Here is a 16686-nt window from a genome sequence, read left to right as displayed (position 1 = left end):
CGCTGTTGCAAGGTCACACCACGCGCAACAGATCCGCATAAACACCGTCAAGAGCGACCAGTTGGTCATGACGACCCTGCTCTGCGATGCGTCCTGCTCTCATCACCACGATCTGGTCCGCATGGCGGATGGTGGACAGCCGGTGCGCGATGGTAATCGTTGTCCGGCCTTTCGACATGTGGTTCAACGCAGACGACATCGCGCGTTCCGTACGTGTATCAAGAGCACTGGTCGCCTCGTCCAGTAAAAGCACAGGCGGGTCGCGCAGGATGGTGCGAGCCAGCACCAAGCGCTGTTTCTCGCCGCCGGAAAATCGGTATCCGTCTTCACCAACCAGCGTATCATAGCCCTCAGGCAGCGACGCGATATGGTCGTGAATCTGGGCAATCTTTGCAGCCGCAACCAGTTCGGCCTCGGTCGCGTCCGGTTTTGCGAAGCGCAGGTTCTCTGCCACAGAGGCATGGAACAGATAGGGCTCTTGAGCAACGACCCCCACCAATTCGGACAGCGACTGAAAACTGAGATCGCGCAGATCCACGCCATCAAACCGGATGGCACCACTATCCACATCGTAAAGCCGCGCCAGCAGGTATCCCAGTGTCGTCTTGCCCGAACCCGTCGGGCCGACTATCGCGACATTGCTGCCTGCGGGGATCATGAGGCTTATGTCATGCACAGCAGTCGGGCCATCCTCATGATAGGCAAAACTGACATGCTCCAGCTCTACCTGACCGCGCATGTCCGAACGGCGAATTGTAACGGGTGCCGGTTTCTCGGTGATCTCAACCGGCTTGTCCAGATACTCGAAAACCCGGGCAAACAAGGCACGTGTTTTTCGTGTATCGCGTCCGATTTCCAACAATTGCTCGAAAGGCCACAATAGCTGTTCCTGTAACGCGATCATCGCAACCAGCGTACCGATGGTGGCAGGATTGTCTGTCTGCATCAGCAGCCCCCCCGCCAGCAACGTCATCGCCGGCAGGACGGCCAGCGCAAAGCTGATCAGGGACCACTGCCATTCACCTGCGGTATGCGACTTCACCTCAAGTTTCGCCAGGTCTCCCGATATCCGGGTGAACCGTTGTACAAGATGTGGTCCCCTTCCCATCGTGCGGGCAAGGATGACACCCGAGGCCGAAAGCGTTTCCTGCACCGCGACGGACATGTCGGCGGCGCGCGCCTGCTGCTGGTAAGTCAACGCTTCGCGCATACGGGCAACGCGGCTACTGATCAGGATCGTTCCCGGCACCACGAACAGAACAAAAAGAGCCAACCGCCAGTCAAGGATCACGATGGCAATGGCTGTCATGACAACCGCACTGAGCGAACGACCAAGTTCGTTGGCAGTTTCCGTTACCAACGATTGCAGTCCATCGATATCACTGGCGATGCGCGACTGAACCTCGCCCACACGCGTTCCGGTAAAAAACCGCAACGACAGGCTTTGGAGATGGGTGTAAAGCCGCACCCGCAAGGCATGCAGAACCGCCTGTCCGATACGTGACATGAGGATTACCTGATAGGCACCGACCGCCGCCGAAAGCAGGGCGACGATGACCATACCTCCCACCAGCCCGACAAGCAGTCTGAGATCATTGGCGGGCAAAGCTTCGTCAATGATCGCCCGCAACAGGAACGGTCCCGCCAGACCGACCGCTGAGGCCATGATCATAAGCAATATGACCGCTGCGATCCGTTTCCGGTAAGGAATGAACAACGACAATATACGCCGCATGGAAACATGCCGCGCCGCAAGGTCGGTATAGTCGTCGGAATAAGGAAGATGTTTGGACATTGGTACAATCAGACGAAAGGTAACACTTGGCACGGCAGCCGGATTTCGACGGCAAGACCAGGATGATCAGAAGGGAATATCGACGCATCGCCTCCATGCGCCCGGGCAATCGCCCTGACAATTGGCAAGCCCAAGCCGGAACCACCACCGCTACGCCCCCGTGAGTCGTCCGCACGCCAGAACCGCTCGAAGGCACGCGTGCGGCTTTCTTCAGGAAGGCCCGGTCCTGTATCCGTGCAACGGAAAAAGACATATTGTCCGGCCACACCGGTCTCGACATGCACCGTACTTTGCGGCGCGTAACGACAGCAATTTTCCAGAACCGCCACGAAAGCCTGCCTCAATCGCGCGCGGTCAGCACTGACGACGGCGCTGGACAACTGGCGCATTACCGTGATCCCGGCCTTGCTGAAATGATCCTCAAGCGAAAGGAGTGCCGCCTCGGCCTCCACCGCCAGATCAAGACGTGAATATTGCAGATCGAGCTGCCCTGCATTGCTCAGCGCCAGTGTCCGCAACTCCTCGACGATGGCCGACAGATCATCCACATGGTTAATCAGGCGACCATACAGTTCCGGACTGGGGGCGAAGGCACCATCCAGCAATCCCTGGAGCCGCCCACGCAGAATGGTCAAAGGCGTTCGCAATTCATGTGCAATGGCCGAGTTAGAATATTTCAACTCGGCCTCGGCACGTTGCAGTCGCCCTGCCATCTGATTGAAATCGTCAACCAGATCGCTCGCCTCGCCAAAATTGCCCCGGCTCAATGAGGCGCGCGCCGAAAAATCCCCATTCGCCACCTTGCGCGCAGCCGCGGCAACAGATTTCAAAGGATCCACAATCCGTCGTGCCAGAACCCACCCCAACAAAGAGGCGGTTAATATGCCGATCCCCAGAAGAAGGCCCAACGTTACGATATCACCGGTGCGCAGGATGTCGTCGTCGGTGAAATCCGGATAAAGCCATTCATAAATGAAGAAGAAATACGCCGTTAACCCGAAATAAACGACGGTGAAAGCAAGCAATGTAAGCGAAATCATCGCACGAACGATGCGGGAATTCAGATTTCTAGCCATGGGTGTTGTCCAGTCGATAACCGACACCACGGACACCGACGAGCATGCCATCCGCCCCGGCAGCAGCCAGTTTGCGCCGCAGATTGCTGACATGGCTGTCCACTGTCCGATCCAGCGCCTCACCCTCCGGCAGGCACGCATCGACCAGTTCCGAGCGCTCGAACACTCTGCCAATCCTCAAGGCCATATAAGCCAGAATGCGAAATTCGGTTCTGGTAAGGCCGAGCACAACCGGTCCCGCCGCGCTTTCGACCTCCACCCGATAGGCCTGTGGATCAATGCTCAAAGGTCCGACGCGCAACATTTGCCCGTCATCACGGGCAATGGTTCGCCGCAAGACCGCCTTAACACGCGCCACAACCTCAAGCGGGTTGAACGGTTTAACGACATAATCGTCTGCACCAATACGTAGCGCCTGCAACTTGTCGAGATCCTCGGCAAGCGCCGTTACCATGATGACGGGCGTGTCACCACGTCGACGGATCGCCGCCAGCACTTCATAACCGTCCTGCCCCGGCAGCTTGATATCCAGCACCACAAGGTCGGGCCGCAAGCGCTGATGATGGGCAAGCCCGACCGTTCCATCACCAGCCGCAACAACCCGGAAGCCTTCGCGTGACAGGTAAGTCCCGATGATTTCCGCGATCTCGGGCTCGTCCTCAATTATGAGGATCAAGGCATTGTTCATGGACATGTTTTTCGATCTTTGGCTTTTCACCCAAAAGGATTCATTTGATTGAGGCGCATCTCACCCCAGGTTATTCACAACCGATTGAAAGTACCATCATGCATCTGCCAGCAATGCCAGCATCGGAGTTCCGGGATAACACTCAACGATTACGGCTCCCGCGTCGAGGGCAGGTTAAGATTTTGTCGAGGTTCTGTGGAGATGTTCGGCAACAGGAACTCCAGTGTAACGGGCTCAAGAGGCGGTCCGATAATTTATCTGTATCAAAGAGCGCACTTCATCATTGTACTGCCGCAACCTCTTCATCAGCGATTGCAGTACTTCCGCCAAGCGCGCGGTAAAGCATCGATTCATTGACAAACTGTGCGAGCCGCACATCGGCAAGAACCACTTCGGCAGAACGACGGCGTTCCTGCGCATCAAGCCAGATGCGCAGGGTGGTCGCACCGGCCCGATAACGTGTCTCGGTCAGTTTCTCGACTTCCAGCGCGGCCATATAGGCATTATCAAGTCGGCGTGACTGCTCGCCATAGCTGGCACGCGCGCCAAGCGCATTGGCCACATCGGCAAACGCGTTCAGCAAAGTTTTGCGAAATGCGGTGACGGCCTCTTCATAATGGGTCTCTGAAACCGCAATCGTCAAACTCATATCCTTCAGGTTAAGGAATGAGAGAACAGCGCCTCCTCCCAGGGTTGCCACCGGGTTGGAGACGAAGGAAATCAGTTGATCGCTGCTGGTCCCTAACCCACCGGTAAGCGATATCCCCGGATAGAAGCTGGTCCGCGTCGCGTCCACGCTCTTCAACGTCCCCCGCAACCGCGCTTCTGCTGCACGAAGATCAGGACGATGGGCAAGCAGATCGGCGGGCAACCCTGCTGCAAGCTCCGGAAACTTCTTTCGCGGCAGGCTCTGCGGTTCTGGAACCGGGTTTGGCGCACCGTTCAAAAGGACCGTAAGCACATTGTGCAGAACAAGGCGGGCCTGCTGCAACTCCGCTACTCGCGCAGCCTGAGTCTCGACAGCTTGTTCGCTTTCTCTAAGTTCCAGATCGGAAACATCCCCGACTTCTGCCTGCTTCCGCACGAGATCCTGAATTTGCTCTACATAATCAAGGCTGTTTATAGCCGATGCAATCGACTCATTGGCATGGGCGATACGGAAATAGGTTTCGATCGTCATGCCGATGATTGCCAGGCGCGCCGCTTCGTAATCCTCGGCAGTTGCCTCCGCCTCGAAGCTTGTGCTGTCGCGCTGTGCCGCCAGTTTGCCCCACAAGTCGACTTCATAGGAAACACCGATTGTTGCAGACGAAGATGCTGTCGAAGTCGTACTTCCTTCAAGAGGCCTGCTCCTCGAAGTGTTAAGAGTCCCGCTCAACTTCGGGAACAGGGCATTCGCAGCAAGGTCCGCTTGCAGGCGCGCTCTGCGCGCACGAACGGTCGCAGCGAAAATGTCGTTGTTGCGACTGACAACTTCGCTGATCAGGGTGGTAAGTCCGGAATCTCCAAATGCAACCCACCACTGATCTGCACTCGCATTCGCCGTATCTGCGGCAACCGAAGCAGACCATGTCGGTCCCTCCGGCAGATCAGGGCGCAGATAGTCTGTCGACGGGCCGGTGCAACCGGCAAGGACAACAAACAGGCAAGGAACAACCAATCTGACAAAAAACATGACTACTCTCTGGAAAGCGCAACGACCGGATCAAGCCGCGAGGCATTGCGTGCAGGCAGAAAACCGAAAACGAGGCCGATGAGAAGTGCGACCAGACAGGCGGAAAGGATGGCGTCAATCGAAATGATCATCGGGAATGAACTGCCCTGCCCCCCAAACGCAGCAGCAGCGCCAAGCGCCACTCCGACGCCAAGCAGAGATCCGGCAATGCAAATCGTGACAGCTTCAATCAGGAACTGAAGCATGATGTCGATACGCCGTGCGCCGACCGCCATGCGCAGGCCGATCTCGCGGGTACGCTCGGTGACGGAAACCAGCATGATGTTCATAACGCCGATCCCGCCAACGATCAGCGAAATGACCGCGACCGAAGAAATCAGCAGCGTCATCGTCCGCGACGTCTTCTCCATGATCCGGCGCAACTGGTCACTGTTGAAGACAAAAAAGTCCTGTATACCGTGACGGCGTGTCATCAGACCGACAATCGCGCGTTCGGCAACAATCGTGTCAACATTGTCAGATATGCGAACGGTCAGCCCGGCAAGGCTCGTTGCCGCACCAAGCAGCCTGCCGGCCACGGCAGTATAGGGAAGGTATATTTGCAGGGTTTTGCCCGACATGCCGGAACGCTGGGCCACCGTACCGATGATGACCACCGGCACGCGGTCGATCATGATGATCTTGCCAAGCGGAGTTTCACTGCCCGGAAAAAGCGTAGTTGCGGCTCTGTCATCTATCACGGCCTCCTGACGGCGCTCGGCGATACTGTCGGCCGTGAAGCCGTTGCCCTGCACGATCTTGAGGCCGTTTACCCGAAAATAATCCTCCCCGACACCGTCAACGTTGGCGGACATGGAAGTGCTGCCGAACCGAATGCGCGCACTTGTCGACACCAGCGGCGTAACGCTGTCGATATAGTTTTGCGCAGACAAAGCCTCGGCGTCGGACACGACCAGCGTTCTGATGCTGTCGGCGCGCTCGTCGTCCCAACCCTGCCCGGGATAAATGGAAAGTGTACTGGCACCAAGTTCGCTGATCTCGGCAAGGACCCGCTGGCGTGTCCCTTCGCCCAGACCGACGACGGAAACCACGGCAGCGATGCCAATGATAATCCCCAGCATGGTCAGGAATGTGCGGACCCGATGAGCCGCCATAGAGCGCAACGCCATGGGAAAAGCTTCTGCAAACCGTCGATGGAAACCTGCCAGCACGCCAACAGACCCGGAACGTGCAAAGGAAGGTAAGGGAGCACCAACCAGAGGTTCGCGGCATCTTTGGTCAGACAGAACCAGACCGTCACGGACTTCGATGATGCGATCAGCGTGGGCCGCGACCTCCATATCGTGGGTGACGATAATGACCGTATGGCCGTCCCGATGAAGCTCCTTGAGAATATCAAGCACGGTTTCACCGCTTCTGCTGTCAAGCGCTCCAGTCGGCTCATCGGCAAGGATGATGCGCCCACCATTCATAAGCGCGCGAGCAATCGACACCCGCTGCTGCTGACCGCCGGAAAGCTGACCTGGACGGTGATCGACGCGCTCGCCAAGGCCAAGACGCTCCAGAAGTGACCGGGCCCGCTCGCGCCTGGAAGCGGTATCAAGGCCTGCGTAAACGGCTGGCATCGCCACATTGTCAGTCGAGTTGAGCGTGCCGAGCAAATGATAGCGTTGGAAGATGAAGCCGAAATGCTCCCGTCGCAACGCTGCCAGTTCGTCTGCGCTCAAACCGGCAACACTGCGCCCACCGACACGGTAATCGCCCGCAGTCGGCTGATCAAGGCAGCCAAGAATATTCATGAGCGTCGACTTACCCGATCCGCTTGCGCCCACAATCGCGACAAGTTCACCGCTGTCGATATGAAGATTGATCCCCGCGAGCGCGGCAATCGTCTCTTCGCCCGTCTGAAACAGCCGTGTTACGTTCTCTATTTCCAGTAAAGCGCTCACATCATCTCCATCGCGTTAGAGTCCGATGCCTGACCATCAGCCGGAATGACAACCTCCTCGCCGACCTGCAGGCCATCGATCACTTGCGCCTTGATCCGGTCAGTCAGTCCTATTGTGACAAGGCGCTCCGAAATTTCGCCAGAAGGGGAGCGGACACTAAGGCGATAGCGACCGTTCTGTTCGCGCTCGGTCAACGCTGACCATGGCACGAGCAGCACGTCCTCTGCCTGCCCCACCACAATGGTCACAAGAGTAGTCATCATGGGCCGCAGTCGGCCATCAGGATTGGGCGTTGTGAATATTCCGTTGAAATAAACAGCCTGTGCTGCCTGCCCTCCGGTTGTGGAGGCCGTCGTTGATTCTGTCGCGATTGATGTCGGGGCGGGCGCAATCTGCTCCAATCTGCCGACCGTCGGAAGATGGGTTTCACCCATGATCGTGAAACGCACGATCTGGCCGGGTTTTACGCGGGTAATATCGGCTTCTGATATTCTTACCTTAACCTGCATGACGTTGAGCTCGGCCAGCACAATGATCGTCGGCACGGCCAGATTGGAGTTCAGTGTTTGACCAGCCTTGGTAACGACAGCAACCACAACCCCATCCATCGGTGCGATAACCTTCGTGTAGCCAAGGTTGGCTTTCGCGTTCTCGACCTCCACTGTGGCTTGGGCAATCTGCGCGTCCAACGCCTCGATATCAGCCGTCAGGACTTTGAACGCCGCCTCCGCCGTCTCAAGCTCGGCGACCGAAGCCGCACGCTGACGGGCCATGCTCTTCTGTCTGTCATAGGCTTGCTCAGCCCGCCTGAGCTCAAAACCACGTGCTTTGCGCTGCGCCTTCACATTGGCAAGAGCCGCCTCTGCGATGCGAAGGGCATATGCCTGTGCCGTCGGGTCAATCTCGGCGATCAGGTCCCCGGCCTTGATTTTCTGACCCAGTTCAACATGCAAGGTTTTCAACTGACCGGAAACCTGCGCACCGACACTGACGATCCGGGCAGGTTCGAGTTCACCATTGGCAAGAACCGTTTCCTCGATTGTGCCGAGCGAAACAAACTCGGTAAGCACGGATGCCTGCGGCTCTTCCTCAAGAACACCGCTGGCCGACGCCATTGCCACCAGCGCCACAGCAATTACGCCTGCGATGATCAGATTTCGACCAATGCTATTTGACAGTTTCATTGTTGTTTTTACCAACTGACGTTTATTGACCAGAGAAGAAGATCGTCGCTCAATCGGGTTCACTCTCGCCACGAGACGACTGATCTCGATAGCCCCGCCATGTCAGCCAGATGGCTAGCCGTGGGCGGGTCGTTTGCGAGTTTTGAAAAAATCCCCGTGAACATGATTGCTTTCTTCAAGCACCATCTCACGCCGTAATGAAAGTTGAGTGCAGGTTATGTGGAGATCGCGTGGACGCGCGTCTCCTCGCCCCGCTGCCCCGTAATCCAGGACCCAAATGACAAAACCCCGCCAATCGGCAGGGTTTTGTCATTTGGATGCGACGGCAGGCATCCAGTCCAGCGCTCCATACCTGGAACGACAAACAAATATTTTGCAATATTAATTACTTAAAGCGTTTTATGTTTAATCTGCTCAAATGATCGATCCGGACAATCCCTCTAAAAACTGACTTCCCGGATAAAGCCTGCGACTATCGCTTCATAAAGGCGGCGCGCCCAGCTCATGGGCTCGGCATCGATCTGTAGCCTGCCGCGCTGCATCATCGAAAAACCCTCGCCTGCCGGGGGACTTTCCCTATCTGTCGCAACGATCCCCTCCAGCTTGAAAACCGGATCATGCGGGGTGTATCGGCCGTCCTTGTCCGCAGTCGCGGCAATTGTCCCGCCGTGGGTGGATACAAGTGCCGGTGTCTCGATATAGGTGCTGTTGAACCGCTCGACAGTCTCGACCTCGATGTCAAGAACGGGTTGGGTAAACTGTTCCGGATAGAACCTTGCCGATGGCCGGTTGCCGATACGCGCAATATCGCGCTGGGACACATAGGCGACAACTTCCCATGACGCCCGTTCCCTGGCACCGACAATCCGCGCAAGCTGGGTGCGCGGTGCGACCCAGTCGCCAACCCGGATATCATCGGCCAGTTCGCGCACCATGCCGTCAATCGGCGCACGCAGGGTCAGAAGATCCTGCCGCGCTTCAAGGGCAACGATCCGCGCCGCCAGACGCCGCATTTCCTGAAGACGGGCGGCATAGTCGCCAAGATTGCCCTGGCTCGCCTCGGTCTGCGCCAGCAATATCCGCGCCTCGGCAAGCTCCAGCTCCCGAATGCGGTGTTCGGCATCAAGTTCCGGTGCGCTCAGAATGGCAATCGTATCACCGGCCCGGACCCGGTCCCCTTTTTTCACCGCAAGTTCAGCAATCTGGCCTGCAACCGTACTGATGATCTCCGCATCATTGCTGGCCTGAAGCACCGCATCTGCCGAAACACGCGATTGCCACGGCACGAAGGTCAGAACAACCAGAACAGCCAACAGAAATCCCGTCGCGACAAGCGACGGTGTTACTTTTGCTCTATGGCGGTCTTTCCACCAGTGTTTCATTTCATTTAAAACCGGAAGGATGATGAACCATGCGATTTCGACCACGAAAAGGATAATGCCAAGAACCTTGAAGAACAGGTGGTAAACCACCAGCGCAATACCAAGAAACAGAAAGAAGCGATAAATCCAGACCGCAATCGCAAAAACCGTCAGCATCCGCCGCTTTTTGCGCGGCATCGGTTCGGGCGCAGGATGCCCGAACCGGAAAAGCGTCTCGCGGATCGTCCATTTCGCCATGGCAAAGGACCGGTTTTGCAGATTGGCAATACCCAGAAAATCCGACAGCAGATAATAGCCGTCAAACCGCATGAAAGGGCTGAGATTGATCAGAAGTGTTGTGATCCAGGTTGTCGTCGCCAGAAGGAACACCGCACTTTGCAACGGCCCGGGCGGCACAAGATGCCAGAAAAAAGTCGCCAGTAACGCAAGTGCCAGCTCGACCCGGATACCGGCCGCCGCAATACGCAGCCTTTTTTCCTTGCTGATGATCCGCCAGGCATCGGACGTATCGGTATAAAGCACCGGATACATCACCAGAAACGCAACCCCCATCGACGGCACCCGGCAGCCATAGCGCGCCGCGCTATAGGCATGCCCGAATTCGTGAAGGATTTTGGCAAGCGTAAGTGTCACCGCCATCCACACCACGCCCTGCCAGTTGGCAAACCCCATGAATGTCGACACAAACAGGTCCCATTGACGCAAGGTCAGGAAAATGCCGATCAACCCTAGGATCAGCACGCCAAGCTGAACCGCGCCCGATGCGATAATATCGGCAATCGGCTGGGTCTTGCGCAGGAAACCGTCCGGATGGACCAGCGGTACACGCACAAAAAGATAATTGTGGATCGCCCATTTCCAGAAGGGCGGTTTGCCCGCATTGGCAATGCGCGAAAACTCGGCCACGGTCTCGTTGCTGTCACGCTGCAAAAGTCCATTGCCATGCAGGAACTTTATCAGCCCCGTCAACGCGGCCTCGTCAACGCTCAGAACCGTATCGCGGCAAATGCGCTCGATGATTGCCTGCCCCTGGCGCAAAGGCCACCGGCGCAGCATTTCAAACGCGGCATAACCGATCCGGAAATACCGATTGCGCACCGGATCATGGATCGTCCAGCACGGCGCACCATATTCATCGGTCCCGGCGGGCAGAAGTCTCAGATCCTCGCGCAGCGGCGGCACAACCAGCTCTTTTGCGTTCCCCTGCGGTGCGATTGCCATGGCAGATCAAAACCCGATCATCTGACGCAGGGCTGAAAGCGGACGGCGGAAAAGGAACAGCGCCAGCGGAACATGATCCCCCATGATTTTCGCCGATCCCTTCAGCCCGATACGCGGAATGTCTTCCGGGCTGTCAAAGCGCGCCACCGCCTGATAGGCCAATATGCCCTCGGGCGTTTCCTTTGGCTGATAGGCGGCATATTCAAGCGTTGCGTCAATCGAACCAAGCGGATCAACATCCAGAAACAGCCGGACCTCCGCCCCCGATTGCAGGGCGATGGCATCGGAAACCGGAATGGAAATACCAAGCTCGGCAGCATCGGGGGCGGCAATTGCCATGACCTGCTCACCCGTCGAAACAGGCCGCCCGCGCCAGTCATTGGAATCACTGAAAATCGCAATACCCGATTGCGGTGCCCTGACCTCGATCTGCGAAAGCTGATAGCGGCTGAATTCGGCCTGTTCCTGACGCAATGCCAGACGCGTCTGCGAAAGCGCAACCTCGGCCCGACCCTTGGCATCCCCGAATGCCTGCTGCGATGCACGGCGCAGTTCCGCCTCGGCGGTATCGACCGCGCGTAATGCTATCTCGTAATTTGCCTTGAATTCCGCACCTTCAAACGAAAACAGAAGGTCGCCCTTTGTCACCGGTGCATTCGGACGAACACTGATTTCGCGAATAACCCCAGTGATCGGGGCTGCAATCATGACCGGATCGCGCGGCATGACCGTCGCAGGCGCAATAATGCTTTGCCGAACCGGGATGGCCAACACAAGAACAAGGCCGACGAAAACCCCGGCCAGAACGGCGCGGCGTTTTTTTCCGGCTTCAAACAATCCGCCCCGCCTTTTGCGCGGGCGAAGCGCATTCCACGCATGGCCAAGCGCATCGGTCAGTTGTTCGACAAGAAGCAGCTCCCCGTCCTGCCATTCCGGGGCCCGGATCAGCAAAAGAAGACCAAGCGATGTGCCATCCGGGGTAAGAACAGGCTGAGACAGGATATTGTCCTGAAGAAACTCCCGCCAGTCCGCTTCGAAATCAGCACCATCCGATGCACGCGAAAATATCTTCTTCTGATCGGTGGCAATCTGCCGGTTGGCAAGCTTTTCGACGAACCGGATATAGGGGGCATTGCGGTCCACCGTCGGAACGTTTGAAACAGCCACCACCCGCAATTTCCCATCCAGCCCGTGCGAAAGCAACACCGCCTGCTGATAGGAAATCAGTCGGCGCGTTTCCGTAACGGCCACGAACTGAAGCGCGGTCATATCCCGGGCCTGGCGGATGGATTTTTCGATGCCCAGCAAAATTGCGGATGCTGTAATGGTGCTCATTTTACCCGTCGGTTCTGGTCGCGTGCCGCTTCGCCCTTTGCCGGAAACGCTCAGGTTTCCGGTTCAAAAACAGCAACACCGCTCATGCCCGGCAACAGCTTCCCGGCATCGCCATTTATGATTGCAAAGACTTTAACCGTCTGGCTGACCGGGTCAATATCAGCACCGATCCTTTCGGTGGTTGCCGCAATGACCGATCCCGTTTCCTCGATCCGCGCCTGAAAGCTCTGCCCCGTCGAAAGCCATGACAGCCAGCTTGACGGCACGATCAGTTCAAGCTCAAGATTGCCCGAACCGATGATTTCCATCAGTTCATCGGCAGGATTGGCAATCTGATAGGGCTGGCTCAGCCACTGGACCACAGCCCCGTCATAGGGGGCGGTGATCTTGCAGCGATCAAGATACACATCATGAAGCTGCAACTGCGCCAGTGTCCGCTCCTTTGCTGCTTGCGCCATGACAACATCAAGCTCGCCAACACTGCGCAATTCAAAAAGCCGCTGCTGGGATTTGAATTGCGCATCGGCCTGGCGATAGTCGGCCGCCGCCGTTGCGCGTTGTGCCTTATAGGCCGCACAATCAAAAGAAATCAGCAAATCGCCCTGCTTGAACTTCTGGCCCGGACGGACCGTCATTTTATCAATTCTCGCGGCCAGTTCACCGGCAAGAACGGCCCGATCCTGTGTGGTCACCAGAACACGCGCTTGCAGTGGTTCCTGCGCATCTGCCAGAACCGGAAACAACAAAGCCGAAACCGCAAGCATGCAAAACATGCTTGCGGCAGCCTTGAATGTGCGGCCCGGGGACTGAGCCCGATATCCGCGCAACGACGTCAGGCTAAAATGCATCACTGAACAGCAGCCTGCTTCAGTTCATTTTCTGATGCCGGACCGCCATCGTCTTCGGCAACGGTGACCGGTGCATCGTAATCCCCCTGATTCCAGCGCGACAGAACATCGCCGACCGTCTGGGCAAGCGTATCGACAGAATCATCAGGAATATCGTTCGGGAACGGATCGGCACCGATCGAGGCAAACAGACGGCCATAGGATGCCTGCATGTCGGCATAGGCCATATCGCGTTGCAGGTTGCTCAGCAACGCACGGACATCGGCCCGGATCGCCTGCCCCTCGCCGACCGCATTGGCCGACTGGCTGGCATTGACGGTTTCCGATATCTGGTCCTGCACCGACGCGATCCGGTCGGTCAGTTCATAATCGCGCTTGGCAAAGGCAAACCGCAGTTGCGCAATATTGACCTGACTGATCACCGCCATGCTCAGCGCAAGACGCCGCACTTCCGAAAGTTCGATCTGGCTGTCGGCAAGGCGCATGTTTGCCGGTGCCTTGAACAGCTGCATCAGGTTCCACGAAAGATCAAGCGACCCCTCGTACCAGTCGGAATTGACCTTGTAACTGTCGGTCGTGTGATTGATACCGGCGCTGAAATTAAGGCCCGGCACCATCTGCACGATGGCGATCTTTGCTTCCTGCTGGTTGATCCGCAACTGATAGGCTTCCGAACGCAGCTCCGAACGGTTTTTCAGGGCTTCCAGTTCAAGTTCCTCGGCATTCATCGTCAGAACCGGCATCGGGCCACTGTCGGGTTCAACCGCGGCCTCGACCGTAAAGTCGCTATCGGGATGAATATTCATCAGAACCGCAAGCTCGGTCCGGGCTTCAACCAGTTGACGCTGGCGGGTTTCAAGCTCGCGCAGGGTCAACAGAAGGTCTTCCTGATAGGTCAGCGCATCAAGCGGCGCACCAACCCGTTCGCGCACCTGCGTTTCCGACCGCGAAAGTGCCGCGCGAACCTTTTCCAGGACCGGTTTGAACTTCACCAGCGCCCGTTCGGCCGCCGCCGCCCGCCAATAGGCACTGCGCGTATCATTGATCACGTTATGGATCACCTGCCGACGGCGTTCCTTGACGATAAGCGCCATGTCCGCCTGCTGATGGGCGCGCATATAACCGATGGCAAAATCCAGCACATTCCAGCTTACCGTCAGGTCGCTATCGCGGATTTTCTTGTCCGAACTGGTGGATGTCGAGGTTTTGCTCTCGTTATAGGTCGAGTCTGACCGGCTGCGCTGTGTCCAGCCCGAACTGGCCACAACATCGGGCAGAAGATTGACATTGGCGACGTCAAGCTGCCCCATCGCCACCGCTTCTTCCATCAGCTTGAGCCGATGATCAAGGTTGTATTTAAGCGCACGCGCTATCGCTTCCTCAAGCGTCAGCGGCCCGGTGATCTTTTCCTGCTTTTCAAACAGGCGCGCCAGATCCTTTTCAACCCGCGCATTATTTTCCGAAACCGTCAACGGCTCTGGCGCAACCGCACAGGCCGATAATACTGCCGCCGCTGTCAGCGCGACCGCCACATTCCGCCATTTTCGGAAAGTTCCGGGAAACTTCAAAGCACGATAAACCAAGACGGTATTCCCCCAAGTAAATTCAAACTCCCGCATCTCTGCCCGACAGATACGCGGGTATTCGATGCGTCATCCGGGTCTGTTGCGATTCTGTCCAAAACCGCAACATCCCTCTTTCCATCTCCATCCCGCCCGGGCTCTTCGAAACCGGTCGGGACATTCCCTCATTCCGGCGGTCAGACAGGATCGACCGCCGCGAAGTCATCAAGCAAATCATCACTCAAGTCATCACGCGGGGATACGATATGTGCCCAGAACCTGATCCAGCAGTATCGTTTCCATTTCGGCGGCATCGCCAAAGGCTGCCAGTTGCGCGCTGAAATCGTCAAGTGCGGCGGCAAGCTCCGCCTCACTGTTACCATCGATCATGGCCTGACCACCGCCACCCTCGCCAACGGAGGTTTCACCGTCGCCACCTTGACCACCCGAAGCCTCGCCCCCGGTTGAAGGCGTGCCCAGAATACCGTCATTGCCAACAGGTGTTCCGGTTCCCGCTTCGCCACCGACACCGCCGCCAAAACCGCCGCCCGCACTTCCGCCCAAGCCGCCGCCCAAGCCGCCGCCAAGACCACCACCAAGTCCGCCGCCGCCAAGACCACCGGCACCACTACTACCAAATCCGCCGTCAGTCAAAGCAGCACCACCGCCGTTACCTCCCAGTCCGGTGGTAACACCCAACCCACTCCCGGCCTGGTTGAAACTAAGCCCTGCCGAAACCGGTGTGCCGGTATTGTCGATCGCGCTGATACTGCCCAACTGGCCCGTCACGGAGCTCTGGATCGGGCCGCCGGAGTTGAACTGCCCGCCAGAACCATTGCCATTCGATCCGCCGCTAAGCGCACTGCTGACCGGCGTTCCCGCATCCCCACCCGATCCCGGCGTTTGCAGGATCGGCGGGATCGTCACGACCGGTGCTGGTGGCGGCGCAGGCGGTGGCGGCGGCGGTGGTGGCGTTTCCGTCACCGGCTCTGTCACCCTTACCTTCACCGTGCTGGCCGTGCTGGTGTTTCCGCTGATATCGGTCAACGTCACGCTGATCGTCCGGTTCCCGCCTGCCGGTGTGCCCGAACTGTTTTCATAGGAAAGGGCGCGCACCAGTTCCTGGATATTTGTCAGATCTGCCGCGCCATTAAAGTTGATCCGCAGGGTATTGCCCGCGGCAATATTGTTTGCCAGTGTGCCGATCGTCGTTCCGTTGACACGCACGTTCGATCCGGCCGTCGTACCGTCAAGCGTAACTGTACCTGCGGTATCAATCTTGAGAATATCCTGCGAAGCAGTACCACCGGTGATGCTGACCGTAAGGTTACCGCCATTGTTAAAAGCACCGGCCGAGAAATCCGCATCCGATACCGTCGCATTCTGGCCGACATCAAGCTTGACCGTCTGGCCGGTTGCATAGGCAATGCTGTCGCCGGAAAGGCCGCCGATGGCCGGGCGGGCGGAAACATTGACCGTGACCGTATCGGTGTCGGTATCCGTGCCGTCCGATGTCAGGACGGTAATCGTTTGCGAACCGGTCGTGGCAGCTGTGTATCGCAGATTGGCCAGTGTCGCATTGACATCGGCAACACTGCCCGAAATCTGGATGGAATTGGTGCCACCCCCGGTGATGGTCGCATTGCCCGTCGTGGTAAATGTCCCGTCACCGTTCGGCACCGAGACTGTGGTGGTCACCGTCGCGCTATCCGTATCCGCAACCGAAATGCCGGTGATCGCCTTTGCCTCGCCGCTCACGGCGGATTGGGCCCCCGGTACGGTATTGACTGGCGCATCATTGACGGCACTGACCGTAACCGTCGCCGCGATGGACGCACTTGCGGTGTCCGAACCACTGTTGGCCGTACCGCCGCTGTCGCTAATGCTGGTAAGGGTCACAACACGGCTCGATGTGCCGGGATTTTCACTGCTTGACGCATAGGTCATGCCATCGACCACGGTTTGCGCTTG

At 57.5% G+C, this 16686-nt stretch carries 11 protein-coding genes; all 11 read right to left on the bottom strand.

The features are described from left to right. Positions 1–13: 13 nt before the first annotated feature. Positions 14–1795, bottom strand: coding sequence for an ABC transporter ATP-binding protein (locus tag TH468_RS18050; RefSeq protein ID WP_085645951.1), 1782 nt, complete (start codon positions 1793–1795; stop codon positions 14–16). Between the two features lie 8 nt (positions 1796–1803). Next, positions 1804–2871 carry an ATP-binding protein gene (locus TH468_RS18045; RefSeq protein ID WP_063095507.1) on the bottom strand — a complete coding sequence of 356 codons (1068 nt, stop codon included), beginning with the start codon at positions 2869–2871 and terminating at the stop codon, positions 1804–1806. Continuing rightward, positions 2864–3565, bottom strand: a complete 702-nt coding sequence (locus tag TH468_RS18040) for a response regulator (protein ID WP_246832380.1) — start codon at positions 3563–3565, stop codon at positions 2864–2866. Before TH468_RS18040 ends, TH468_RS18045 begins: the two co-directional genes overlap by 8 nt. A 274-nt stretch (positions 3566–3839) precedes the next feature. After that, the gene (locus TH468_RS18035; protein ID WP_085645949.1) at positions 3840–5234 is read right to left on the bottom strand and encodes an efflux transporter outer membrane subunit; all 1395 of its coding nucleotides are present in this window, start codon (positions 5232–5234) and stop codon (positions 3840–3842) included. 2 nt (positions 5235–5236) lie between these two features. Further along, positions 5237–7183, bottom strand: a complete 1947-nt coding sequence (locus TH468_RS18030; RefSeq protein ID WP_085645948.1) for a MacB family efflux pump subunit — start codon at positions 7181–7183, stop codon at positions 5237–5239. Beyond that, positions 7180–8367: an efflux RND transporter periplasmic adaptor subunit gene (locus tag TH468_RS18025; RefSeq protein ID WP_085645947.1), complete on the bottom strand. Its 1188-nt coding sequence runs from the start codon at positions 8365–8367 to the stop codon at positions 7180–7182. Before TH468_RS18025 ends, TH468_RS18030 begins: the two co-directional genes overlap by 4 nt. A gap of 440 nt (positions 8368–8807) precedes the next feature. Next, positions 8808–10970, bottom strand: a complete 2163-nt coding sequence (locus tag TH468_RS18020; RefSeq protein ID WP_085645946.1) for an HlyD family efflux transporter periplasmic adaptor subunit — start codon at positions 10968–10970, stop codon at positions 8808–8810. 6 nt (positions 10971–10976) lie between these two features. Further along, positions 10977–12305, bottom strand: a complete 1329-nt coding sequence (locus TH468_RS18015) for an efflux RND transporter periplasmic adaptor subunit (protein WP_085645945.1) — start codon at positions 12303–12305, stop codon at positions 10977–10979. A gap of 50 nt (positions 12306–12355) precedes the next feature. Further along, positions 12356–13078: an efflux RND transporter periplasmic adaptor subunit gene (locus TH468_RS18010; protein WP_210402266.1), complete on the bottom strand. Its 723-nt coding sequence runs from the start codon at positions 13076–13078 to the stop codon at positions 12356–12358. A 74-nt stretch (positions 13079–13152) separates the two neighbouring features. After that, positions 13153–14736, bottom strand: a complete 1584-nt coding sequence (locus TH468_RS18005; protein ID WP_168177181.1) for a TolC family protein — start codon at positions 14734–14736, stop codon at positions 13153–13155. Between the two features lie 228 nt (positions 14737–14964). After that, positions 14965–16686: beta strand repeat-containing protein (locus TH468_RS21770; protein ID WP_371268758.1), on the bottom strand; the 1722-nt coding region annotated here is incomplete at its 5' end.

Origin of the sequence: Thalassospira sp. MCCC 1A03138 (assembly GCF_002115785.1) — a bacterium.
In the GTDB taxonomy this organism is placed as follows: Bacteria; Pseudomonadota; Alphaproteobacteria; order Rhodospirillales; family Thalassospiraceae; genus Thalassospira.
This window is presented reverse-complemented; position numbering and strand designations above follow the sequence as displayed.

Coding starts and splice junctions, on each gene's coding strand:
- TH468_RS18035 (WP_085645949.1), bottom strand. CDS start 5,234: ATGTTTTTTGTCAGATTGGTTGTTCCTTGCCTGTTTGTTGTCCTTGCC.
- TH468_RS18025 (WP_085645947.1), bottom strand. CDS start 8,367: ATGAAACTGTCAAATAGCATTGGTCGAAATCTGATCATCGCAGGCGTA.
- TH468_RS18040 (WP_246832380.1), bottom strand. CDS start 3,565: ATGTCCATGAACAATGCCTTGATCCTCATAATTGAGGACGAGCCCGAG.
- TH468_RS18015 (WP_085645945.1), bottom strand. CDS start 12,305: ATGAGCACCATTACAGCATCCGCAATTTTGCTGGGCATCGAAAAATCC.
- TH468_RS18020 (WP_085645946.1), bottom strand. CDS start 10,970: ATGGCAATCGCACCGCAGGGGAACGCAAAAGAGCTGGTTGTGCCGCCG.
- TH468_RS18050 (WP_085645951.1), bottom strand. CDS start 1,795: ATGTCCAAACATCTTCCTTATTCCGACGACTATACCGACCTTGCGGCG.
- TH468_RS18010 (WP_210402266.1), bottom strand. CDS start 13,078: ATGTTTTGCATGCTTGCGGTTTCGGCTTTGTTGTTTCCGGTTCTGGCA.
- TH468_RS18045 (WP_063095507.1), bottom strand. CDS start 2,871: ATGGCTAGAAATCTGAATTCCCGCATCGTTCGTGCGATGATTTCGCTT.